25 protein-coding genes are annotated in these 25,081 nt (G+C 31.8%); 16 read left to right on the top strand and 9 right to left on the bottom strand.

Annotated elements, in window-relative coordinates; all coding sequences use genetic code 11:
• Position 1: 1 nt before the first annotated feature.
• The 8 genes from WPG_RS12690 (at position 2) to WPG_RS12665 (ending at position 6,794) form a co-directional block, all read left to right on the top strand.
• Positions 2-1,153 (top strand): ABC transporter substrate-binding protein, encoded by a 1,152-nt coding sequence (locus tag WPG_RS12690; protein WP_045473291.1) that lies wholly within the window; start codon positions 2-4, stop codon positions 1,151-1,153.
• Positions 1,154-2,182 carry a FecCD family ABC transporter permease gene (locus WPG_RS12685; protein WP_045473289.1) on the top strand — a complete coding sequence of 343 codons (1,029 nt, stop codon included), beginning with the start codon at positions 1,154-1,156 and terminating at the stop codon, positions 2,180-2,182.
• Positions 2,183-2,977, top strand: a complete 795-nt coding sequence (locus WPG_RS12680) for an ABC transporter ATP-binding protein (protein WP_045473286.1) — start codon at positions 2,183-2,185, stop codon at positions 2,975-2,977. It abuts the gene before it with no gap.
• Positions 2,978-3,094: 117 nt separating this feature from the next.
• The gene (locus WPG_RS18680; protein ID WP_231850190.1) at positions 3,095-3,352 is read left to right on the top strand and encodes a hypothetical protein; all 258 of its coding nucleotides are present in this window, start codon (positions 3,095-3,097) and stop codon (positions 3,350-3,352) included.
• Complete coding sequence (locus tag WPG_RS12675; protein ID WP_231850189.1) at positions 3,322-4,503, top strand: tetratricopeptide repeat protein; 1,182 nt, start codon at positions 3,322-3,324, stop codon at positions 4,501-4,503. Before WPG_RS18680 ends, WPG_RS12675 begins: the two co-directional genes overlap by 31 nt.
• A gap of 110 nt (positions 4,504-4,613) precedes the next feature.
• Positions 4,614-4,814 carry a hypothetical protein gene (locus WPG_RS18675; protein ID WP_231850188.1) on the top strand — a complete coding sequence of 67 codons (201 nt, stop codon included), beginning with the start codon at positions 4,614-4,616 and terminating at the stop codon, positions 4,812-4,814.
• Positions 4,815-4,887: 73 nt separating this feature from the next.
• Positions 4,888-6,210 carry a DNA recombination protein RmuC gene (rmuC, locus tag WPG_RS12670; protein ID WP_045473283.1) on the top strand — a complete coding sequence of 441 codons (1,323 nt, stop codon included), beginning with the start codon at positions 4,888-4,890 and terminating at the stop codon, positions 6,208-6,210.
• An 11-nt stretch (positions 6,211-6,221) separates the two neighbouring features.
• Positions 6,222-6,794, top strand: coding sequence for an acyl-CoA thioesterase (locus WPG_RS12665; RefSeq protein ID WP_045473280.1), 573 nt, complete (start codon positions 6,222-6,224; stop codon positions 6,792-6,794).
• Between the two features lie 32 nt (positions 6,795-6,826).
• Here the strand turns inward: WPG_RS12665 and WPG_RS12660 are convergent, their stop codons facing one another.
• The 3 genes from WPG_RS12660 to rpmH form a co-directional block, all read right to left on the bottom strand.
• Positions 6,827-7,129, bottom strand: a complete 303-nt coding sequence (locus WPG_RS12660) for a T9SS type A sorting domain-containing protein (protein WP_045473277.1) — start codon at positions 7,127-7,129, stop codon at positions 6,827-6,829.
• Between the two features lie 189 nt (positions 7,130-7,318).
• Complete coding sequence (carB, locus tag WPG_RS12655) at positions 7,319-10,174, bottom strand: carbamoyl-phosphate synthase large subunit (RefSeq protein ID WP_045473273.1); 2,856 nt, start codon at positions 10,172-10,174, stop codon at positions 7,319-7,321.
• A 99-nt stretch (positions 10,175-10,273) separates the two neighbouring features.
• Positions 10,274-10,435, bottom strand: a complete 162-nt coding sequence (rpmH, locus tag WPG_RS12650) for a 50S ribosomal protein L34 (protein ID WP_045473270.1) — start codon at positions 10,433-10,435, stop codon at positions 10,274-10,276.
• Between the two features lie 159 nt (positions 10,436-10,594).
• Between rpmH and WPG_RS12645 the strand changes: the two genes are divergently transcribed.
• Positions 10,595-11,173 carry a membrane protein gene (locus tag WPG_RS12645; protein ID WP_045473267.1) on the top strand — a complete coding sequence of 193 codons (579 nt, stop codon included), beginning with the start codon at positions 10,595-10,597 and terminating at the stop codon, positions 11,171-11,173.
• A gap of 69 nt (positions 11,174-11,242) precedes the next feature.
• Here WPG_RS12645 and WPG_RS12640 read toward each other — a convergent pair whose 3' ends face one another.
• Positions 11,243-12,190, bottom strand: a complete 948-nt coding sequence (locus WPG_RS12640; RefSeq protein ID WP_045473262.1) for a lytic transglycosylase domain-containing protein — start codon at positions 12,188-12,190, stop codon at positions 11,243-11,245.
• Positions 12,191-12,271: 81 nt separating this feature from the next.
• The gene (locus WPG_RS12635) at positions 12,272-12,934 is read right to left on the bottom strand and encodes a hypothetical protein (protein ID WP_045473259.1); all 663 of its coding nucleotides are present in this window, start codon (positions 12,932-12,934) and stop codon (positions 12,272-12,274) included.
• A gap of 162 nt (positions 12,935-13,096) precedes the next feature.
• On the opposite strand from WPG_RS12635, the gene WPG_RS12630 reads away from it, so the two are divergent.
• Positions 13,097-13,393, top strand: a complete 297-nt coding sequence (locus WPG_RS12630; protein ID WP_045473256.1) for an N-acetyltransferase — start codon at positions 13,097-13,099, stop codon at positions 13,391-13,393.
• Between the two features lie 56 nt (positions 13,394-13,449).
• On the opposite strand, the gene mtaB is transcribed toward WPG_RS12630, so the two are convergent.
• Positions 13,450-14,781 (bottom strand): tRNA (N(6)-L-threonylcarbamoyladenosine(37)-C(2))-methylthiotransferase MtaB, encoded by a 1,332-nt coding sequence (gene mtaB, locus WPG_RS12625; RefSeq protein ID WP_045473252.1) that lies wholly within the window; start codon positions 14,779-14,781, stop codon positions 13,450-13,452.
• A gap of 93 nt (positions 14,782-14,874) precedes the next feature.
• Between mtaB and WPG_RS12620 the strand changes: the two genes are divergently transcribed.
• Positions 14,875-16,443 (top strand): ABC transporter substrate-binding protein, encoded by a 1,569-nt coding sequence (locus tag WPG_RS12620; protein WP_045473249.1) that lies wholly within the window; start codon positions 14,875-14,877, stop codon positions 16,441-16,443.
• Here the strand turns inward: WPG_RS12620 and WPG_RS12615 are convergent.
• The 3 genes from WPG_RS12615 to WPG_RS12605 all read right to left on the bottom strand — a co-directional run bounded on the left by WPG_RS12615 (position 16,440) and on the right by WPG_RS12605 (position 18,913).
• A complete protein-coding gene (locus WPG_RS12615) occupies positions 16,440-17,348 on the bottom strand; it encodes a PD40 domain-containing protein (protein WP_144374475.1) in 909 nt (302 codons plus the stop codon). The two genes, WPG_RS12620 and WPG_RS12615, sit on opposite strands and share 4 nt — an antisense overlap.
• A gap of 1 nt (position 17,349) precedes the next feature.
• Complete coding sequence (locus tag WPG_RS12610) at positions 17,350-18,525, bottom strand: GlmU family protein (RefSeq protein ID WP_045473246.1); 1,176 nt, start codon at positions 18,523-18,525, stop codon at positions 17,350-17,352.
• 136 nt (positions 18,526-18,661) lie between these two features.
• Positions 18,662-18,913, bottom strand: coding sequence for a type B 50S ribosomal protein L31 (locus WPG_RS12605; protein ID WP_045473243.1), 252 nt, complete (start codon positions 18,911-18,913; stop codon positions 18,662-18,664).
• 159 nt (positions 18,914-19,072) lie between these two features.
• Here WPG_RS12605 and WPG_RS17575 point away from each other — a divergent pair, with 159 nt between their 5' ends.
• The 5 genes from WPG_RS17575 to WPG_RS12580 all read left to right on the top strand — a co-directional run bounded on the left by WPG_RS17575 (position 19,073) and on the right by WPG_RS12580 (position 25,060).
• Positions 19,073-19,579, top strand: coding sequence for a DUF4199 domain-containing protein (locus tag WPG_RS17575; RefSeq protein WP_052471273.1), 507 nt, complete (start codon positions 19,073-19,075; stop codon positions 19,577-19,579).
• 60 nt (positions 19,580-19,639) lie between these two features.
• Entirely contained in the window at positions 19,640-20,590 is a 951-nt protein-coding gene (locus WPG_RS12595; protein ID WP_045473240.1) for a glycosyltransferase family 2 protein, read from the top strand.
• A gap of 78 nt (positions 20,591-20,668) precedes the next feature.
• Entirely contained in the window at positions 20,669-22,396 is a 1,728-nt protein-coding gene (locus tag WPG_RS12590; RefSeq protein WP_171817182.1) for a phospho-sugar mutase, read from the top strand.
• A complete protein-coding gene (locus WPG_RS12585; RefSeq protein WP_045473236.1) occupies positions 22,397-24,223 on the top strand; it encodes an ABC transporter ATP-binding protein in 1,827 nt (608 codons plus the stop codon). It abuts the gene before it with no gap.
• Between the two features lie 294 nt (positions 24,224-24,517).
• Positions 24,518-25,060, top strand: coding sequence for an RNA polymerase sigma factor (locus WPG_RS12580; protein ID WP_045473233.1), 543 nt, complete (start codon positions 24,518-24,520; stop codon positions 25,058-25,060).
• The last annotated feature ends 21 nt before the right edge of the window (positions 25,061-25,081 follow it).

Genomic DNA, 25,081 nt, shown 5'->3' with positions numbered 1-25,081 from the left:
TTTGAAAAAAGTTATAATATTATTTTTAGTTAGTACTATACTATTTACTAGTTGTAAAGAAGACAATGGTATTTCTGTTCAACTTCCTCCAAAGCTTGATGAGAATATTTCATTAAAATATGCTAAAGGGTTTTCAGTAAGTGATAATGGTAATTATAAAGTGCTGACAATTTTAAAGCCATGGCCAGAATCTGAGAAGGAATATAAATATCTAATCGCATCAGAAGAAATGTCATCGAAAATGACTTTCCCTAAAGATTTTTATACTGGTATAGTTACCGATGTAATCAAAAAAATAGTGGTTACCTCTACTACACACATTCCGGCATTAGAACTCTTAGGTGTTGAGCAAACATTGGTTGGTTTTCCTGGTACAGATTATATCTCTTCAGAAAAAACTAGAAAACGTATCGATAATGGAAAAGTAAGAGAACTTGGAAAAAATGAAGGTATTAATACTGAGGTGTTATTAGAACTCAATCCAGATGTAGTTATTGGTTTTGGCGTAGATGGTGTAAACAAAACTTTTGAAACTATTAAAAAAGCAGGTCTTCCAGTAATATATAATGGAGACTGGGTAGAATCTTCTGCTTTAGCAAAAGCCGAATGGATAAAATTCTTTGGTGTGCTTTTTAATAAAGAAAAAGAAGCTGATTCTATTTTTAATCAAATTGAAACAGATTATTTAAAAGCAGAATCAATTGCTAAACAGGCAAAAAATAGACCAACAATTTTAAGTGGAGCTATGCACAAAGATATTTGGTATATGCCAAATGGTTCTAGTTCAGAAGCGCAATTCTTAAAAGATGCTAATGTGAATTACTTATGGAGCGACACATCTGGGAATGGTAGTTTGGCCTTAAGTTTTGAAGTGGTTTTAGACAAAGCAAAAAAGGCAGATTTATGGTTAAGTCCATCTTATTATAGTAGTTTAGAGCAATTGGAAAACGTAAATTCGTTATACACTAACTTCGAAGCATTTAAAAACAAAAACATTTATAGTTTTTCAAATACTACAGGTGCAACAGGTGGAGTTTTATATTACGAATTAGGTACAGCACGACCAGATTTAGTTTTAAAGGATATTATAAAAATATGTCATCCTGAATTGTTAGAAGACTATACACCGTATTTCTTTAAACGCCTTAATTAATTGAATAATCAAAAAACATATAGGCTTCAATTTCTATTTCTTGCAATCGTTTTGTTACTATGCTTTTTTGTTAATATAAGTTTAGGTTCAGTAAACATTCCTATAAAAAGTGTCTTTGGTAGTCTTTTTGGAAGTATTGAAAATTCAACATGGGAAATAATAATTAATAATGTAAGATTGCCAAAAGCTATTACTGCTATTTTAGTTGGATCTGGTTTAGGAATTTCGGGTTTACTAATGCAAACACTCTTTAAAAATCCATTGGCAGGTCCTTTTGTTTTAGGCATTAGCTCTGGTGCTAGTTTGGGTGTTGCTCTAGTAATTTTAGGCTCAGGGTTATTTGGAGGTCTCTTTGCTACTGCATTAATTTCTAAATGGAGTATCGTTATTGCAGCCAGTTTAGGTAGTTTTTTAGTTTTATTGACTGTTTTAGCAGTTTCGAGTAAAGTTAGAGACACTATGGCAATTCTAATAATAGGATTAATGTTTGGTAGTATTACTGCTGCTGTAGTAAGTGTCCTCTCCTACTTTAGTTCTGCAGAACAATTACAACAATATATATTTTGGGGTTTTGGAAGTTTGAGTAATCTCTCTTGGAGTGAATTATTAATTTTTTTTGGAATTTATGCTACTGGAATTATACTGAGTATTTTATCTATAAAAAGTTTAAATAGTTTGTTACTTGGAGATAACTATGCAAAAAGCTTAGGCTTAAATTTAAAACAAAGTCGACTCATAATAATATTAGCAACAAGCTTAATTGCAGGAACGATCACAGCATTTGCAGGACCAATAGCATTTATAGGTTTAGCTATTCCGCATTTAACACGGCAAATTTTTAAAACCTCAAACCATAAAGTATTATTAGCAGCTGTTTTTCTATTTGGTGCTATTGTAATGCTTATATGCGATTCAATTGCACAAGTGCCTTTTAGTGATTATACTTTGCCAATTAATGCAATAACTGCATTGATTGGAGCACCTGTTGTGATTTGGTTATTAGTAAGACAACGAAAAATGGTGTTTTAAATGCAGAAAGAAACATCACATATCATACTAAAATCAGAAGAACTCACAATTGGATATAAAACCAAGAACAGAGAAACTTTAATTGCTTCAAACATAAATTTCGAATTACAAAAAGGGCAATTAATTGGTTTAGTTGGTGCTAATGGAATTGGTAAATCCACACTTTTAAGAACGCTTATTAAGGTACAATCTTCTTTATCTGGTTCTATAACTTTAAATGATAAAAATTTAAAGTCTTTATCTAACTTAGAATTAGCCAAACAACTCAGTATCGTATTAACTGAATCATTATCATCTAAGAACCTTTCAGTATTTGAACTTGTTGCTCTAGGTAGACATCCTTATACCAATTGGGTAGGACATCTAACTGAAGAAGATACTTCGATAGTAAATAATGCTTTAGAGCTTGTAAATAGTATTGACTTAAAAGACAAAAGATGCTATGAGCTAAGTGATGGTCAGCTACAAAAAGTAATGATTGCACGTGCCCTTGCACAAGATACAGATGTTATTGTTTTAGATGAGCCAACGACTCATCTCGATATGTATCATAAAGCATACATATTAAAATTACTTCAACGATTAACTAAAGAAACTGGAAAAACTATATTATTTTCTTCTCACGAAATTGATTTAGCAATTCAATTATGTGACACTATGATTGTGATGCAAAAAGAAACTGTAGTTTGTGATCAACCTAGTAATTTAATTTCAAAAGGAGTTTTTAAATCCTTATTTCCTCAAGATTTAATCACTTTTGATAATAATAGTAAAAGTTTTAGGATAAAGAAGTGAAATTATAGTCCTCTTCAAAAATTGACTATATTTACTTAGTTACTATTCAAGCCTTTAAGGTTACTCTTCATTTTCTTTCACTTATGTATTTGTTTTAAATACTAAAAACTTATTATCATGAAATCTAAATTAGATTTGGCCATTTTTCCTGTTTTTATTCTAGCTCTTGTACTTACTTTTTTTAATAATGATAAAGAGTTTGATTACTCTAATAAAATAGGTGTATACTCAATAAGTTGTACACCAGCAAAATTTCTCTTAACAGATATAGATACTACTAAGCAAATAGCACCTTTATTTGAAAACATTGGAAATCACAGCTATAAGGTTAGTACCAAAAAAATATGGCACAAAAATTCTTTAACCAAGGCCTAAGGTTAACCTATGCATTTAATCATGCGGAAGCACATCGATCTTTTATGGAAGCCAGCAGACTAGACCCAAATCTAGCAATGGCGCTTTGGGGACAAGCCTATACATTAGGGCCTAATATTAATGACCCAATGCCAGATAAAGAGAGGAAAAACAAATGTAATGAAGTTATAAAAAAAGCTTCAACTTTATTTAAAAATGCTACAAAAAAAGAGCAAGATTTAATAAATGCACTGAATAAAAGATATTCGACAGATTTAGATAAAGATGGCCATGAATTAAACATGGCTTACATGAAAGCTATGGAAAACGTAGTAAAAGAGTATCCAAATGATGCAGATATTCAAACATTATATGCTGCTTCAGTAATGAATACTGTACCATGGAATTATTGGGATAATGAAGGAAATCCATCACCTAATATTTTAGAAGCTAAAGCCGCTTTAGAAAAAGCAATGGAATTAAATCCTAACAATCCTGGAGCTCATCATTATTATATACATATGGTAGAACTTCCAAAGCCAGATTCAGCAGTTCCTAGTGCAGATAAGCTAGGTGGCTTAATGCCTGCTGCTGGACATATTGTGCATATGCCATCTCATATATATATTATAGTTGGAAGATATAAAGATGCAGTAGAGTCAAATCAAAAAGCAATTTTAGCAGATGAAGACTATATTTCCCAATGCTACGCTCAAGGGATGTATCCTTTAGGCTATTACCCACATAATATTCATTTTCTATGGTCCGCAGCTAGTTTACTTGGATCAAGTAAAATAGCTATTGATGCTGCTAAAAAAACAGCAGAAAAAGTACCTGTAGGCGAAATGGAAGAGCAACACTTTCTTCAAAACTTTGCTGCAACCCCTTTACTAGCATATACTCGGTTTGGTAAATGGAACGATATTTTAACCTATCCAAAACCAAATGACAGTATTAAACATTTAAAACTAATTTGGCACTATGCGAGAGGAATAGCATTTATAGGTAAGCATAATATTAAAGAAGCTAAAGAAGAGCTTGATGCCATTAAGACTCTAGCTGAAGATCCGCAAATTGCAGCAATTCTAGCTACAGGTTTTGATAATTCTGCTACTATTGCAAAATTAGCATTTGAAGTTGTAGCCGGTGAACTCGCAAAAAAAACGATTTAGATGCTGCAATTTCGCATTTAGAAAAAGCTGTAGAATTAGAAGACGACCTAATCTATAATGAACCTTCAGCTTGGTATATTCCACCTAGACAAAATTTAGGAGCTGTACTAATGAAAGCAAAGCAATTCAAAAAAGCGGAAAACATATATAGAGAGGATCTTAATGATTTACGTCAAAACGGATGGTCTTTAATGGGATTATATAAAAGTCTTAAAGCGCAGAGCAAATCAACTGAAGCCGATAAAATAAAAAAAGAGTTAGATATGGCTTGGAAAGATGCAGATATAGAAATTACAACATCAGTTTATTAAGTAAAAAACTTCAAAAATCTAGCTGTAATCTTATAGTTAAAAAATTTATCTTTGATAAATTTCTCTTTTTAACATGAACGATACACTTATTCTCTTTGTAGCCATTATAATTTCAGCTGGGATTGGAGCTTTTATAGGGCTTAAATTTGCCCAATTGAAAAGCAAAAGTGATAAGAGTGCACTTGAAGAACGTCAGCTTCAACTTAACAATAATATAGATGACTTAAAACTAACTGTCGAAAAAATTGAGACTGAGCGCGAAAACATAAGAATAGAAAAAGACTTTTTAAACACTGAACTCTCTAAGCGTAATACGGAATTTGAAAACCTCCAACAGCAGAATCTAAAACGTGACGAAGAGTTAGCTAAACAACAAGAACAGCTCAGAAAGGATTTTGAGTTGATGGCTTCAAAAATATTAGATGAAAAGTCAGAGAAATTCACGCTTCAGAATAAAGAAAACATTAAAAATATTTTAAATCCTCTTGAAGAAAAAATAAAAACTTTCGAGAAAAAAGTTGAAGACTCCCAGAAGGAAAGCATCAGTATGCATTCAGCTTTAAAAGAACAGCTATTAGGTTTAAAAGATCTTAATCAACAAATGGCTAAGGAAGCAACCAACTTAACTAAAGCGTTAAAAGGTGATAGTAAAACACAAGGAAATTGGGGAGAATTGGTATTAGAACGGGTTTTAGAAAAATCTGGCTTAGAAAAAGATAGAGAATATTTTGTGCAACAAAACTTTCAATTAGAAGATGGGTCTCGTGTAATGCCAGATGTTGTGCTCCACCTTCCAGATTCTAAGAAAATGATTATTGACTCTAAAGTATCACTTACGGATTACGAGCGTATGGTCAATGCTGATGATGAAGAAAGAACTACTTACTTAAAGTCTCACGTTAACTCAATAAAAAAGCATGTTGATCAATTATCTGCTAAGAATTATCAAGATTTATATGATATAGAATCACCTGATTTTGTATTAATGTTTATTCCAATAGAACCAGCTTTTGCTGTGGCAATTAACGAGGATAATTCGCTTTATAATAAAGCTTTTGAACAAAATATTGTTATCGTAACACCTTCTACACTTTTAGCTACTTTACGTACTATTGATACCATGTGGAATAACGAAAAGCAGCAACAAAATGCTATTGAAATTGCTAGGCAAGCTGGTGCTCTCTACGACAAGTTTGAAGGATTAGTTACCGATTTAACTGGAGTTGGTAAAAAAATTGATGCCGCTAAAAATGATTATTCTTCGGCAATGAATAAATTAGTCGAAGGAAAAGGCAACCTCATCACTAGAGTTGAAAATATCAAAAAAATGGGCGCTAAAGCTAAGAAAGCGCTTCCAGAGAGTATCTTAAAACGAGCTTCTGAAAATGATATTTAAAATCATTGAATATGTATAAAACCATAGATTCATCAAGAATTAGTATTTCTGAACTGATGCTGCCATCGCATTCAAACTTTAGTGGAAAAATACATGGTGGCTATATCCTTAACCTAATGGACCAGATAGCTTTTGCATGTGCATCAAAACATTCAGGAACCTACTGTGTTACAGCATCTGTGGATACGGTAGACTTTATAAACCCTATTGAAGTCGGAGAATTGGTAACTATGAAAGCATCTGTTAATTATGTTGGTAAAACCTCAATGGTTATTGGAATCAGAGTAGAATCTGAACATATTCAAACAGGCGAAATAAAACATTGTAACTCATCTTACTTTACTATGGTAGCAAAAGATGAATCAGGAAATTCTGCTGTAGTCCCTGGTATTATAATTAATGATAAAACTGAAGTAAAACGTTTTTTAAAAGCTTTAAAACGAATAAAAACTAAGAAGCAAAGACAGTTAGAGTTTAATCATGATAACTTTTCCTATCAAGACTATTTAAAGGAGTTAAAAAACTATCGCGTAAAAATTGAATTACCAGAAGATCAAAATAAAAGAGGCAATCTAAATTTTTAGATTGCCTCTTTTATTATTATTTAATATAAATTTTACTGTTTAATAAAACGTTTAGTCTTAGTTGTCTTATCACCAGATATTCTAACTAAATACACACCACTTTTCCAATCAGAAACATTTATTGAAGATTCTAGCTTTGTAATTAAACTCTTATATATTCGTTTTCCTAAAACATCGAATACTTCTAGTTTTAAATCTTCACCTATACTCGGTAGCTTTATATTTAATTTATCTTTTGAAGGATTTGGTGATATTACAAAATCTTCATCCTGAATTGCATTGTATTGCATCACAATCTTAGATAAAGTCGATGTGGTATCATCTAATAATGCCAAATTAATATCTAAAGTACTGTATCATCAATACCTTCAAATTGTTTAAAAGCATTCTGAGATAAACCAATATTAGTAGTTAACACAACGATTAAAAAAAGTAATCTTAGTTTCATATAAGTAGGATATTATTATGAGCTAAGTTACTAATAATTAGCTAATACGCTTTGCACTTCATCGAAAAGTCTAAAATTATTTACTCAAATACATTTTACGTCTTGAGTATAAATCATAGAATTCATCATCCTTTAAACTGTCAATAAATAAAATACTTTCTCCAGTACTCTTCATTTCTGGACCAAGCTTTTTATTTACATTAGGAAACTTATTAAAAGAGAACACAGGTTGTTTTATTGCATAACCATCTAACTTTGGTTTAAAATCAAAATCAGTGACCTTTTTCTCTCCTAACATAACTTTAGTTGCATAATTTACGTAAGGCTCTTTATAAGCTTTCGCAATAAAAGGAACTGTACGAGATGCTCTTGGATTCGCTTCAATGATATAAACAATATCATCTTTAATAGCAAATTGAATATTGATTAAACCAACTGTATTTAAAGCTCTTGCTATAGTATGCGTATGGTCTATAATTTGTTGCTTCACTAAATCGCCTAAGTTGAAGGCAGGTAATAATGCATTACTATCACCTGAGTGAATACCACATGGTTCAATATGTTCCATAATACCAATGATATAGACATTACCATCTGCATCACATATAGCATCAGCTTCAGCTTCGATAGCACCATCTAAATAGTGATCTAACAATAATTTATTACCAGGAATTGATTTTAATAAATCAATAACATGAGCTTCTAACTCATCTTTATTAATCACAATCTTCATTCCTTGACCTCCAAGTACATATGATGGTCTTACTAGTATTGGAAAATTTAAAATATCAGCAATTGCTAATGCTTCATCTGCAGTCTCAGCAACATCAAATTCTGGATAAGGAATGTTATTGGCTTTCAGTATGTTTGAAAAGCTCCCTCTATCTTCAGCTAAATCTAAAGATTTAAAGCTTGTTCCCATTATTTTAACTCCCCATTTTTCTAACTTTTCAGCAAGTTTTAAAGCAGTTTGTCCACCTAACTGAACAATAACTCCTTCAGGTTTTTCATGCTGAATGATATCATAGATGTGTTCCCAAAATACAGGCTCAAAATAAAGTTTATCTGCAATATCAAAATCGGTTGAAACAGTTTCTGGATTACAGTTAATCATTATAGTTTCATAACCACATTCTGCTGCTGCAAGCACACCATGTACACAACAGTAATCAAACTCAATACCTTGTCCGATTCTATTAGGTCCAGAGCCTAACACAATAATTTTCTTTTTATCAGTTACTACGCTTTCATTATGAACTGAAATTTGCCCATCTGGTGTTTCCACTTCACTTTCAAAAGTTGAATAATAATAAGGTGTTTGTGCCTTAAATTCTGCGGCACAAGTATCAACTAATTTATAAACACGATTTATATTTAGTGCTCTTCGCTTATTATAAACCTCACTCTCTAAACATTTAAGCATATGAGCAATTTGTCTATCCCCATAACCTTTTTGCTTAGCCTCTAACAATAATTCTCTATCTATTGTATCTACTGTATATGTCGAAATTTCTTTTTGAAGTTGGAATAGCTCTTCATACTGCTTTAAGAACCACATATCAATTTTAGTGATTTCGAAAATACGGCTTAATGGAATTCCTATTTCTATAGCATCATAAATAGCAAAAACACGATCCCAACTTGCGTACTTTAGTTTACTAATAATTGTATCATAATCTTTGTACCCTTTTCCATCTGCTCCTAAACCATTACGTTTTATTTCTAAAGATTGAGTTGCTTTGTGCAATGCTTCTTGGAAAGAACGCCCAATAGCCATAACTTCCCCTACTGCTTTCATCTGAAGACCAAGTGTTCTATCAGAACCTTCGAATTTATCAAAATTCCAACGTGGAATTTTCACAATTACATAGTCTAAAGTTGGTTCAAATAAAGCCGAAGTTGACTTTGTAATTTGATTACTCAATTCATCTAATGTGTAACCTAAAGCTAATTTTGCAGCAATCTTAGCAATTGGATAACCAGTCGCTTTACTAGCTAATGCAGAGGAACGTGATACACGTGGGTTAATCTCAATAGCTATTATTTCTTCTTCTTGGTCAGGGCTTACAGCAAACTGTACATTACATCCACCTGCAAAGTCACCAATACTACGCATCATATGTATGGCCATATCACGCATTTTTTGAAATGTCTTATCTGATAAAGTCATCGCTGGTGCAACGGTTATAGAATCACCTGTATGGATTCCCATTGGATCCATATTTTCTATGGTACATATAATTACTACATTATCATTCTTATCACGTAATAACTCAAGTTCATATTCTTTCCAACCCAACAATGCCTTGTCAATCATTACCTCATGAATTGGAGATATTTCTAATCCTCTAGTTAAAGACTCATCTAATTCCTTTTCATCATATACAATAGAAGCTCCAGCTCCACCTAATGTAAAAGATGCTCTAATACACAACGGAAACCCAAACTCTTGCGCTATCTCTTTACCTTTTAAAAATGAAGTCGCTGTTTCTTGAGGAGCCATACCAACACCTATTTTTGTCATTAAATCTCTAAACTTCTCTCTATCTTCAGTAATATTTATAGCATCAATATCAACACCAATAATTTCTACATCAAAATCCTTCCAAATACCTTTTTCATCAGCTTCAATACAAAGGTTAAGAGCAGTTTGTCCTCCCATTGTTGGTAATACTGCATCAATGTGTGGATGCTCCTTTAAAATCTTAATTATAGATTTTGTATTCAATGGCAACAGATAAACATGATCTGCCATTGTAGGATCTGTCATTATTGTTGCTGGGTTAGAATTAATAAGAATTGTTTCTATTCCATCTTCTCTTAAAGAGCGTAATGCTTGAGATCCTGAATAGTCAAATTCGCAGGCCTGACCTATAACAATTGGACCAGAGCCTATAAGTAAAATAGATTTAATGTGTTTGTCTTTTGGCATGAGCTAAAATAATTTGTTTGCAAAAATAGTTATCAATAGGGTACAAAAAAAGGCGCTACACCTAAGTAACGCCCTAATATTGTTAACAATTGTTAATCATTATCTTTTATGTCTTGTTTCAGATGATACAGACAATTTCTTTCTTCCTTTAGCTCTTCTACGCGCTAAAACTTTTCTTCCATTAACAGAAGCCATTCTTTCTCTAAAACCGTGTTTGTTTTTTCTCTTTCTCTTAGACGGCTGAAACGTTCTTTTTGGCATGTCCTATATATTTAAAATCTGAATATTCTTTTTAACAGTTGTGAGCTATCTCAAAACTGCGTGCAAATATACAACAAGTTTTTACTTTAGCAAGGGTGAAAATAAAATTTTTTATATAGAATTTTATTACCTTTGCGCTCTGCAAAAACAATCAGAAATATGTTTAATAAAAATATAAAATTAGTCATTGCCGCCTTAATTATTGCATTCGCAGTCTATCAATTTACAGAAGGAGAAATAGGCAATGGTATTATGTACATCTTGCTTTCAACGATATTTATCTTTTTGTACTTTAAAAATGAGATGATTTTATTAGCCTTTTTAAAATTGAGAAAACAAGATTTTCCAGGTACAAAAAAATGGCTTGATAAGATTAAAAATCCTGAGGGTGCTTTAGTAAAAAAGCAACAAGGATATTTAAATTACTTAAATGGTGTTATGGTTTCTCAAACCAATATGAATGAAGCTGAGAAATATTTTAAGAAAGCGATTTCGTTAGGTCTGTCAATGGATCATGATTTGGCGATGGCAAAACTAAATTTAGCAGGTATTGCTTTTTCTAAACGTCGTAAACAAGAAGCTCAGAAATTATTAGCTGAAGCTGATAAACTTGATAAAAGAGATATGCTTACTGAACAGATTAAAATGATGAAGCAGCAAATGAAGAAAGCTTCTATACCAAAACAACAATATGGTCAACCAACTTCTTCAAGACAAAACAGAAGAAGTAGAAGATAGATTACAAAGAACAACTAAAAAAAGGCTTGAATAAATATTCAAGCCTTTTTTATGACAAATAGCAATTATTTAATCATAAAATCCTTCTTTAGGAATCTCTATAGTATATAGTTTGCGAGATTTATTGTTCAAATGCTTTTCTCTTAGCCAAGGGTTATGAAGTTTCAAAATTTTATAATTAATCCCAAAACGTTTGGCAAATTTAGAAAAGTCAGCTACAGCTGTATCAACTTCAACTTTATTAGTAGGTACCGTTTTATACAGGTCACTATTATTAAAATTAAAACCATACTTATCTGGATGTGACAAAATTTCTTTCAACGCAACAATTCTAAACACATAACGGCCTGTCTCTTCACCTAGTAATAAGTCATAATAACCTGCAACACCTTGTTCTTTTAAACGTCTTGAAATCCCTGCATTACCTGCATTGTATGCAGCAGCAGCAGCAGTCCAAGATCCTAATTTATCTTTAGCTCTTTTTAAATATTTACAAGCAACCTTTGTTGCTTTCTTAATATTATAACGCTCGTCAACATTAGAATTAACTTCTAAACCATTTTCTCTTCCTGTAGCTTTCATTATTTGCCATACACCAGACGCACCTGCTGGTGATTTTGCTGTTGGTACAAGCCCACTTTCTATAACAGCTAAATATTTAAAATCATCAGGCACACCGTTCTCTTTTAATATTGGCTCTATTATTGGAAAATATTTTTGAGCACGTTTAAACATTAAAAGTCCATTAGATTGCCAATAGGTATTTACTAAAAGTTCTCTATCCATACGTTCATAAATATCCGGATTCTCTACAGGTACTGCTTCACCTGCAAAGTTGATACCTTCTGGCATTTCTAAAGCATATACATTATAATCATTTATTAACGGTTTTTCCTTACCTAAAGTATCATCTGATTGGGTATTCTGATCTGAAGGTGCCTTTTGCATAGAGAAGATAAAAAGACCTGATATACAGACTAATCCTATTGCGGCTAATATATTTTTTAAGATTTGCATGGCGTTATATTTTTGTACAATGTAAGTAATAGCATATTAACTTCAAAATGATTCACTAAAATCTATTTAATTCTTTCAAATTCAGGATTCTATCAGTTTTGGTAAATTTTCATTAAACCATTTATACTTATTAATTACCATAATATGTGTTCCACCTTTTAGAACAATACAATCCCCTTCACATGAATGCGGAAAAACAATGTCTTTATCACCATGAATGTAAATTGCTTCTGGATTTGGTTCTTCTTGGTCCCAACACACCACTTGTTTTATAGCCCAATCTAAATATCTTTTATCACTTACAGATAGGTATCTCTTGTACAAATCAACACGTTTTTTAATCGTTTCACCAAAAGCATACTTAGCTAACAAATCGATATTACTTACTAATTGTGTAGGTAATATATGGTATGCTTTAGTAATTTTAAGTAGCTTGAGTCGTTTGGGTAGTTCGTGATGAGATTTGACGCTAGAAATAACAAAAAGCTTTTTCAAATTTAAAAATTCACTCATTTCTTGCACTAGCATACCACCAAAAGACACACCTAAAAGCACAATATTATCATGTGTAATAAATTGACACATACGCTTTGCATAGTCAGACAAGGACTCATTCTTTACAGGAATCTGCCATTCTAACCAGTGAATCTTATAACTTGACTCTGGCAGCTTAATATGCTCGAAAATAGTAGGATTAGCAGCCATACCTGGCATTAAATACACATGTGTCATTTTTTCACTCATTGAAATAAGTAAACGAATTAATTGAACTGTATAATTGTTTATAATTTAACGTTTTAACAACGTTAATTTAAAACTTACGTTGATTTTTTGTACCTTTGCACAGCAAAACTATACAAATATAGTATCTACACGCCAACCGCTAATTTTAAATTTAAAGAAATTATGACTGAAACTGCTGAATTGATTGACAATGATTTTCTCCGTCAATTTGAATTAAAGGTTGAAAATGACATGGCTATTATTGAATATTCTTTACAAGAACGTAAGATATTCTTAACCAAAATGATTATTCCTGAAGCTATTAGAACTGCTGAATTTGAATTAGAATTTATCGATTTGGTATTTAGCAATATTAAAGAACGTAATATTAGTGTTGTGCCTACCAGTCCAGAAATCGCAAAATTTGTAAGACGTAATAGAAAATATAAACGTATGCTACCTGTTGGCATTCGCATATAAAAGGTATAAAAAAAATTACTCTAAATCCGAAATTTAAAAGTTTCGGATTTTTTAGTTTAAGATACTAAGGATTCAATAAAATCAAATCTTACTAAACCATCATCGTCTATCTTGCTCAAACACACTTTATAAAGTGAATTGACCAATTCAGGATTCCAAGGTGTTTTTACTTTCACATAATTTTCCGTAAATCCATGAATATAGCCTTCCTTATTTTCCCCCTCAAATAAAACAGTGCGCTTAGTACCAAGTTGATTCTCATAAAAAGCACGTCGCTTTTTAGCAGAAAGTCCTCTTAACATTTTACTGCGTTTAGATCTTACAGCTTTTGGAACAATACCATCCATTTCAGCAGCTTCGGTATTAGCGCGTTCAGAATATGTAAATACGTGTAAATAAGAGATATCTAATTCATTTAAGAAGTTATAAGTCTCTAAAAAGTGTTCTTCCGTTTCACTAGGAAAACCTACAATAACATCAACACCAATACAAGCTTGTGGCATTACCTCTTTTATTTTTGAAACACGATCTGCATATAACTCTTTCATGTAGCGACGCTTCATTTTCCTCAATATATCATTACTACCACTTTGTAATGGCACATGAAAATGTGGTACAAAAGCTCTAGATTTAGAAACTAAATCAATCGTTTCATTTTTTAACAAATTAGGCTCTATTGATGAAATTCTTAAACGTTCAATACCCTCAACATTATCTAGTTCGGTTACTAAATCTAAAAAAGTATGTTCGTGTTTTTTATTGCCAAACTCCCCTTTACCATAATCACCAATATTAACACCTGTGAGCACAATTTCTTTAATACCTTGATTAGAAATTTCTTTAGCGTTTTGTAATACATTATCCATAGTATCACTGCGAGAAATTCCTCTTGCTAATGGAATTGTACAATACGTACATTTATAATCACACCCATCTTGAACTTTCAAAAATGCTCTGGTCCTATCACCTATAGAATAACTACCGACATAAAAGTCTGCATCTTCAATTTCACAACTGTGTACTTCTCCAAAATCGTTTTTTGTTAACTCATTCAGGTAGTCGGTAATCTTAAATTTCTCAGTAGCTCCCAAAACCAAATCTACACCATTTACATCAGCCAGCTCTTCTGGTTTCAATTGCGCATAACAACCAATTGCAGCAACAAAAGCATCAGGATTGACTTTTTGCGCTTGCTTTACAATGGTTTTAAAACGTTTATCAGCATTTTCAGTAACTGAACAGGTATTAATCACATAGATATCTGCTTCTTCCTTAAAGTCTACACGCTCAAAACCTTCATCCTTAAAACTTCTAGCAATCGTAGAAGTTTCAGAGAAGTTAAGCTTGCAGCCAAGAGTATAAAATGCGACTTTTTTTGTTGGATTCATTCTTGTACTTTTACCAAGTCGGCAAATTTACAACATAATACTTATATGCTAAAACGTACCAAATTCATTTTAAACAGAATATACTACTGCTTAATGATTTTGACATTACTCTCTTGCTCATCTAAAGTAGATTCTAATAAAGATCATCTTGTATTTAAATACAATGAACACAAGAACATTGGCTCTCTAGATCCTGCATTCTCTAAAGACTTAGCAGATATTTGGGGAACTCATCAGTTGTTTAATGGGTTGGTGCAAATGGATAATCAACTTAATGTAAAACCATGTATTGCAAAAAACTGGATAGTTACGGATAGTGCAAGGACTTACGCTTTTAATCTCAGAAAAGATGTGTCATTTCACAAGCATAATCTTTTTGGTAAAGATTCCACAAGAACAGTAAACGCTTTAGATTTTGAATATAGTTTCAATAGACTTAGAGATAAATCGGTAGCATCACCTGGAAGTTGGGTATTGAATAAGGTTGAAAATTTCTCTGCCATAAACGATTCTACGTTTCAGATAAAATTAAAGCAGCCTTTTCCTGCCTTTTTAGGCTTACTGACAATGAAATATTGTTCAGTTGTACCAAAAGAAATTGTAGAACATTATGGTAGCGACTTTAGGTCTAATCCTATTGGCACAGGTCCTTTTAAGTTTAAACGTTGGGAGGAAAATATAAAGCTCGTATTCAGACGAAATAATCATTATTTTGAAACTGATGAAAACGGAAACTCTCTACCCTATCTCGAGGCTGTAGCCATTACTTTTTTACCCGATAAACAGAGTGAATTTCTACAGTTTGCTCAAGGAAACATCGACTTTGTATCTGGTTTAGACGCTTCCTATAAAGATGAAATTTTGACTGCTAATGGTCAGCTGCGTTTACTATATAAAGACAATGTGAATATGATTCGCGGCCCATATTTAAATACAGAATATCTTGCTTTTAGCATGGATAGTGAAGTGTCTGAAATTCAGGCACTAAAACTTAGAAAAGCTATTAACAAAGGTTTTGACAGAACCAAAATGATGGCTTATTTACGAAATGGAATTGGGATTCCTGCAAATGGTGGTTTTATTCCAAAAGGGCTACCTGGTTTTGATACCTCTATTAGTTTTAGCTATGAGCCAGAAAAAGCAAAACAATTAGTTACTGAATACAAGTCTGAAACAGGAAATCAGAATCCTGAGATCACGTTAACTACAACTAGTAATTATTTAAGTTTCTGTGAATTTATTCAGCGTGAAATTCAGAAAATTGGTATTAACGTTAATGTTGATGTGATACCTGCATCGAGTTTAAAGGATGCTAAAGCTAATAGTCAACTCGATTTCTTTAGAGCTAGTTGGATAGCCGATTATCCTGATGCCGAAAACTATTTATCATTGTATTACAGTAAGAATTTTGCACCTAACGGTCCAAATTATACGCACTTTAAAAGTGATATATTTGACAATGTGTACGAAGCTGCATATCTTGAAACTGACATCACCAAACGTGAGCAACTTTATACTAAAATGGATTCTTTAGTTATGACTTATGCTCCAATAGTGCCTCTATTTTATGATGAAGTCGTAAGGTTTACTAGAAAAGAGGTATCTGGACTTGGGATTAATGCTACTAATCTTCTAGAGTTAAAATCAGTAAAAAAAGACTAGAATTTAAAAAAGTAGTATAAGTCATCACCACCTTCTCCTTTTAATCGTCTTGACGATAAATATCCTGTAGTTAAATCTTCATTTAAGAAAAAAGAGAAGTCATCACCTCTACTATTAATAGGCATATCTAAAGATTTTGGCTTTTGCTCATCAACTGATGATTCCAAATCGTAGCTATAAACATCTAAGCCACCTTTTCCTCCTCTTCTATCTGAACTAAAATATAATTTATTATCTATACTTATAAAAGGAAAAATCTCAGTTCTAGATGAATTAATATTATCATTTAGTTTAGTAACATCCCCATAGGTTTTATGATTAGAAACAGAAACTTTATATAAATCTGATTTTCCTTTAGTTCCTTTTATATCAGCTATAAAATAAAGTGTTAGACCGTCTGGACTCAATGCAGGGTGAGCAAAATTATGATCGGGATCACAGAATGGAAGAACTTCAAAATTCGTCCAACCTTTTCCCTCAACGTATTCAGCACGCTTTATTTGAAGATTATAGGTTTCGATACCTTTTAATTTATTTGTTCCTTTGTCAATATGATTTGTTGTAAAATATATGTATTTACCGTCTTTAGAAAACGTAGAAGAAGACATATTAAAACGCCCTAATTCAGTTTTTACGATTGGCTTTTCATTTTTAATTTCTCCATCATCACTTGCAGGCGCTTCGTACATTGTATAATAAAATCCCCCATATTTATCTTTGATAGCACGACCTCTTTTTGTTGTAAGGTTATGACTAAAAAAAACTTTATCACCTACTACACGAGCTGCAAAATGATCGAGTTTGGTGTTAATCGCTAACTTTTTTACATCAGCCGTTTTACCTTGAGAAAATCCATAGGTTAAGCTTAATAAAAATAGTAATATAATTTGGACTTTAAATTTCATATTATTCTCTTCTGTATTTTTTTGTTTCTTCAAAAATATGCTCTAAAATAAACTTATCTTTTTCTGTGAATTCTTCTTTCCGTCTTGCCATTACAACCTCAGCAACCTCAAAAGCCTTATTAGTATTATAGGTTACAAAACCTTTACTTCCTCCCCAAGAAAAACTTGGCACAAAGTTTCTAGGAAAACCACTTCCAAAGATATTAGAACTTACACCAACAACTGTACCAGTATTAAACATGGTATTAATGCCGCATTTGCTATGATCACCCATCATTAGTCCACAAAATTGTAAACCAGTTCTTGCAAATCCTTCTGTTTGGTACTCCCAAAGCCTTACTTCGGCATAGTTATTCTTTAGATTAGAATTATTTGTATCAGCTCCTAGGTTACACCATTCACCTAAGACAGAGTTTCCTAAAAAACCATCGTGGCCTTTATTAGAAAAACCAAATATGACTGAGTTATTTACTTCACCACCAATTTTACTGTGAGGACCAACCGTAGTTGGGCCATACACTTTAGTTCCTAATTTTAAAGCTGCATTATTACAAAGAGCTAAAGGGCCTCTTACAATAGAACCTTCCATAACTTCAGCATTTCTACCTATATATATTGGTCCTGAACTGGCATTTAGTGTTGCATAATTCAGCGTTGCGCCTTTTTCTATAAAAATATGGTCTGGATTTATTGTATTTACTGTTGAAGGTATCGGTTCTGATTTTCTATCCTTAGTTATCAAATTGAAATCTTCAACAATAGCTTCACCATTCTTAGAAAAAATATCCCAAGTATGTTGTACACTTAAAATATCCCCTTCAAACTCAATAGCTTTGAACTTTGAAAAATCAATCACTTCCTCACCTTCTTTGGCAAAAAAAGCAATAACATCTTCTCCTTTAAATAAAGCTTGGTTATGCTTTAAATTTTTTACAAACTCAACAACTTCAAGATTTGGCAAAAAAGATCCATTAATCATAATATTCTCCTCCATTTCTACCATAGGAAATTTATCAGCCAGATAATCTTCAGTAACTGTGGTCGTTGTATATTCTAAATAGGATTCCCATTTCTGACGAATGGTTAAAATACCTACTCTAATATCTGCAACTGGCCTGGTAAATGTGAATGGTAATAGATTATTACGATACGGACCATCGAAAAGTATATAATTCATATTGAGTTTAAAAATTTAAAGGTTGTATAATACAGCTCAAAACCTATAATTATAGTTTCAAAAGTAGTTTAATTGTGTAAAACAAAAAAGCCTTCGATATAAATCCGAAGGCTTTGTGTGTATATAAATGCTTAGTTTATTTCTTAAACTTAGCGTATTTGTTTTTGAACTTGTCAATACGACCAGCTGTATCTACTAATTTAGATTTACCGGTGTAATATGGATGAGATGTTCTAGAAATTTCTAATTTTACTAATGGATACTCAACACCATCTACCTCAATAGTTTCACTTGTATCTGCTGTAGATTTTGTTAAAAATACATCTTCATTAGACATATCTTTAAACGCTACTACTCTATAATTTTCTGGATGTATTCCTACTTTCATCGCTAAATGCTTTAAATAAATTCGATTTTTTAGAGGTGCAAATTTAAGTATTTTTTATAAATGTACAATTTTTTTGAGAATTTTTATTTAACTAATTACTGTAACAATTAGCTATCTTTGAGTACTAACTAATCAATTAACTAAAAAACTCATCTTATTATGGAACATCAAAAACCATCTATTAAGCCTATTGCATACAATTATGGGCTTTATTCAGCTTTATTATCAATAGCTGGACTTGTAATACTTTACGTTTTAAATTTAGAAAATAATTGGATACTAAGTGTAGTAAGTACAATAATAACCATTGTAATTTATTATTATGGAATTAGCACTTACAAAAAACTAAATACTAACGTATTAAGCATTAAAGATGGCTTAAAAACAGGAATGGGAATTGCTTTAATTGGTGGATTAATTTCTGCCATTTATGCTGCAATACACTATAGATTTATTCAACCAGAATTTTTAGAAGGCAAAAGAGAAGAAGCTTTGGATACAATGATGGCTCAAAACCCAAATATGGAAGGTGAAGCATTAGAAATGAGTATGAAAATACTTGATATTACTACCTCGGAATTCTTTATAGCCACTATGATGATAATTGGAAGTTTAGTTTTTGGATTTATAATATCACTTATAATCAGTGCAATTATTAAAAACTGACAAATAGTAACCTTAAAAAATTTCTCTATTTTTGAAGTCTAAGAATTAGACAACATTTATATGAATATATCAGTAGTTATACCGCTACTTAACGAAGAAGGCTCTTTAAAAGAATTACACGATTGGATAGTATCAGTGATGCTATCCAATCAGTTTTCTTATGAAATTCTGTTTATTGATGATGGTAGTACTGATAATTCTTGGCAAGTTATCTCAGGACTTTCTGATATTAACCCAAATGTAAAAGGTTTAAGATTTTTAAAAAACTTTGGAAAATCTCAAGCTTTACATGCAGGTTTTGCAAAAGCTGAAGGTGATGTTGTAATTACAATGGATGCCGATTTGCAAGATAATCCAGAAGAAATCCCTGGATTATACACAATGATTACTAAAGATAATTTTGATCTTGTTTCTGGGTGGAAAAAGAAACGTTTCGACTCTGTAATCTCAAAAAATTTACCTTCAAAATTATTTAACTGGGCAGCAAGAAGAACTTCTGGTGTAAAATTAAATGATTTTAACTGTGGATTAAAAGCTTACTCAAACCAGGTTATAAAACACATTGATGTTTATGGGGAAATGCATCGTTATATTCCTGTATTAGCTAAAAATGCTGGTTTCATAAATATTGGTGAAAAAGTAGTGCAACATCAAGCACGTAAATACGGTAAAACTAAATTTGGTATGAATCGCTTTATTAATGGTTTCTTAGACCTAATCACAATTTCATTTATTTCACGCTTTGGACGACGTCCAATGCACCTCTTCGGATCACTTGGAGTAATTATGTTTGTAATAGGTTTTGGATTTGCATTCTATCTAGGTTTAGATAAGTTGTTTTTTAATCCAACTGGTCGATTGATTACTGAACGTCCACAATTTTATATTGCATTATCTACAATGATTATTGGATCACAATTCTTTATTGCTGGTTTTTTAGGCGAACTTATTTTACGTTCCAAACGTCAACAGCAGCGCTATTTTATTAAGGAAAATATTAATTTGTCTTAATTACTGTCAATAATTTTCTCATATAAAGCGTCACAAAATGTTAAATGTTTATTTTTGTGACTATACAACTACATTCATATGATTTATATTAAACCTGAAATATTGGAGCGCGTAAATGCATGGTTAACTCCAGCCTTTGACAAAAGCACTCAAGATCAAATAAAACACCAAATCGCTTCTGACCCAAAGGGTTTAGAAGAAAGTTTTTATAAGGATTTAGAGTTTGGAACTGGTGGAATGAGAGGTATTATGGGTCTTGGCACTAACCGTATTAACAAATACACATTGGGCAAAAATACTCAAGGTTTAAGTAATTACTTAAAACAATCCTTCTCAAATGAGCAGGTAAAAGTTGCTATTGCCTATGATTGTAGACATAATAGCCAAACTTTTGGAAAAGTTGTTGCAGATGTATTTTCTGCTAATGGTATACAAGTTTATTTATTTGAAGATTTAAGAGCAACACCAGAGTTATCTTTTGCTTTAAAACACCAAGGTTGTCATTGTGGTATCGTACTTACAGCATCTCACAATCCACCAGAATATAACGGATATAAAGTATATTGGCAAGATGGTGGTCAATTAGTCCCTCCACAAGATGGGGAGATTATTACAGAAATTAATCGTTTAGATTATTCTGAAATTAAGTTTGATGCAAACTCAGATTTAATTCAATATATAGGAAAGGATGTTGATAATGTATTTATAGATAACTCAGTTAAAAATGGAAGCTTTAATACCTCAAAAGAAGCAAGAGAAAACTTAAATATTGTCTTTACATCACTACATGGAACATCTATAACAGCTGTACCCGAAACCCTAAAACGTGCTGGTTATACCAATGTTAATATTGTTGAAGAGCAACGTGAACCTAATGGAGATTTCCCAACAGTTGTATCTCCAAATCCTGAAGAACCAGAAGCACTTAAGATGGCTATGGCTCTTGCCGAAAAAGTAGATGGTGATATTGTAATTGGTACAGACCCGGATTGTGATCGTTTAGGTGTTGTAGTGCGTAATTTAGAAAATGAATTAGTCATTCTCAATGGTAATCAGACTATGATTTTAATGACTGACTTTCTATTAAAACAATGGAAAAATGGCAATAAAATTAATGGTAATCAATTCGTGGCCTCTACAATAGTTTCTACTCCAATGATGTCCGTTTTAGCTAAGGCGTACCATACAGAATGTAAAATTGGGTTAACTGGTTTTAAATGGATCGCTAAAATGATAAAAGACTTTCCTCAACTCGATTTTATAGGAGGAGGTGAAGAAAGTTTTGGATTTATGGTTGGTGATTTTGTACGCGATAAAGATGCTGTAACCTCAACACTTCTGGCTTGTGAAATTGCGGCCCAAGCTAAAGCGAATGACAAAACCTTATACCAGGCTTTAATTGATTTATATGTAGAACATGGTTTCTTTAAAGAACGTCTTATATCATTGACGAAAAAAGGAATTGAAGGTGCGCAAGAAATAAAACAGATGATGATTGACGCTAGAGAAAACCCATTAAATGAAGTTAATGGTTCTAAGGTTACAAAAATTGAAGATTATCAATTATCTATTTCAAAAGATTTAGAAAATAATTCTGAGAAAACTATTGATATTCCAAAATCTAACGTCTTAATATATTATACTGAAGATGGAAGTAAAATTGCTCTGAGACCAAGTGGAACTGAGCCTAAAATAAAATTTTATATCAGTGTAAACACAAAACTAGACAATGTGTCTGACTTTGCTAAAACGGAGCAGTTGTTGGAAAACAGAATTGATGCCATTTTAAAGGGCATGAAAATCTAAATGAACTATTTTAAACAAATACTTCGCTTTGCGATACCATATAAGAAATACGCTATTTTAAATATAATTGCGAATATTTTTTATGCATTATTTTCCGGATTATCTTTTATGGTGCTTATGCCATTGTTAAAAGTTTTATTTGACAAGGAAACCGACAAGCTTACAGAAGAACCATCATATCATGGATTCACCGAAGCAGCGACATACTTCAATGATTATTTAAATTACCATATAAGTCAGCTCGCAGATAATGATGCTGCAAAAGCTTTAACCTTTGTAATTATCCTCATTCTCACTGTGTTTTTCCTCAAAAACATATTTAATTATTTAGCAATGTATTTTATTACATTTCTAAGAAATGGCACATTAAAAGATATTAGAAATGAGCTTTATGATAAAACTATAGAGTTGCCTCTTTCCTATTTTTCTGAAAAACGAAAAGGAGATATAATGGCAAGACTTGGTACAGATGTATTAGAAATTCAGCATTCATTTTTATCAATTTTAGAATTACTCTTTAGAGAACCATTAACTATTATTTTTACAATACTGTTTATGCTTACCATAAGTGTTAAGCTTACGCTTTTTGTATTCATATTTATACCTATTTCTGGGTTTATAATTTCATTAATTGGTAAAAGTTTAAAACGAAAGTCTGACAAAGTTCAAAAAGAACAAGGCTATTTTTTATCTCTACTAGAAGAATCTTTAGGAGGATTAAAAGTGATAAAAGGCTTTAATATGGAGGCTATTTTCAATAGAAAATTTCAAGGTTCTACTAAACGTTTTTTTCATTTTTCAAATTCTCTTCTCAATAGAACTAACTTAGCAAAACCTACGAGTGAGTTTCTAGGTATAGGAGTCATAGGTGTTTTGTTATGGTTTGGTGGTCGTATGGTACTTGTAGATGGAACTTTAGAAGGTGAGCAATTCTTAACATTCATGGGACTTGCATACAATATTTTAACACCAGCTAAAGCTATAAGTAAAGCAAGTTATAGTGTTAAAAAAGGAAATGCTGCTGCGGAACGAGTATTAGAAATTTTAAATACTGATTCACCTCTAAAAGATTCTCCTAATGCAAAAACTAAAGACAATTTCAGTTCTAATATTAAATTAGATAATATATCTTTTAAATATGAAGATGATTTGGTACTCAAAAATTTCTCTCTCACTGTTCCTAAAGGAAAAAGTGTTGCTTTAGTAGGACAATCTGGAAGTGGAAAAAGTACCATTGCAAATCTAGTAACACGTTTTTACGATGTTAACGAAGGTGCTATTACCATAGATAATGAAAATATAAAAGGGCTCACAAAGCATTCTTTACGTAGTTTAACAGGATTAGTAACTCAAGATTCAATACTTTTTAATGATAGCATAAAAGATAATCTTCTTTTAGGAAAAGAAGATGCAACTGATGAAGAAATAATTGAAGCTCTCAAAATAGCTAATGCATGGGAGTTTATAAAAGATCTTTCTGAAGGAATTAATACTAATATTGGTGATTCTGGTGGTAAATTATCTGGTGGACAACAACAGCGTATATGTATCGCGAGGGCAGTATTAAATAATCCTCCAATAATGATATTGGATGAAGCGACTTCTGCTTTAGATCCAGAAAGCGAACGTCTAGTGCAAGATGCCTTGGAGAATATGATGAAAAACAGAACTTCTATAGTTATAGCGCACAGATTATCTACGATTCAGAATGCAGATTTAATCGTAGTGATGCAAAAAGGAGAAATTGCTGAACAAGGAACACATAATGAGCTCATTTCAAAAAATGGTGTTTACAAAAAATTAGTAGACATGCAGAGCTTCGAATAGAATAATATACATACACAAAACATAAAAAAGGATGAACCGTTAGGCGCATCCTTTTCATTTTGTTACCAGATTTGGGGAAACTGATAACGAGTTAATAGGTTAAGCTGAAGCAAACATAAATTAAATATGGCTACAAACCTAGAAAAAATTGCTTTTTATCGTGTTTTTTTGCTTTTAATCGATTTTATTTATTTTAAACAACTGATAATCAAATTGTAAACAAAAGAGCTATTTAATAGCTATTTATCAATTAAACTTTTAGTAATTTGAGAAGTCTAAAGACAAAATGTTTTTTTGAATAGCGAAACAGAATTTATAACGCGATTACAAGATCCTACATCTAAAGAAGCCGCTTTTAGAGAACTCTTACAGCTCTACAAGGAGCGCTTGTATTGGCATATAAGAAAAATAGTAATTAGCCATGACGATGCGGATGATGTGCTTCAAAACACGTTTATAAAAGTCTATCGAAGTATTGATAAATTTAAAGGAGAAAGTAAATTATTTTCATGGATGTACCGCATTGCAACAAATGAATCCATTACCCATATTAATAAAAATGCTAAACGTATTCGTATTACAAATGAAGAACATCAAACGAATGCAATTAACAAATTAACTGCAGATGTTTATTTTGAAGGTGATGCCATTCAACTAAAATTACAAAAAGCCATTGCTACTTTACCTCAAAAGCAACAAATGGTATTTAATATGAAATATTTCGATGATATTAAATACAAAGACATGGCCGAAATTTTAGATACTAGTGAAGGTGCATTAAAAGCATCGTATCATATTGCGGTAAAAAAAATTGAAGCGATTTTAACCTCAGATTAAACCATTTTAGTAATTTGAAGT

This window comes from Winogradskyella sp. PG-2 (genome assembly GCF_000828715.1).
GTDB lineage: Bacteria > Bacteroidota > Bacteroidia > Flavobacteriales > Flavobacteriaceae > Winogradskyella.
This window is presented reverse-complemented; position numbering and strand designations above follow the sequence as displayed.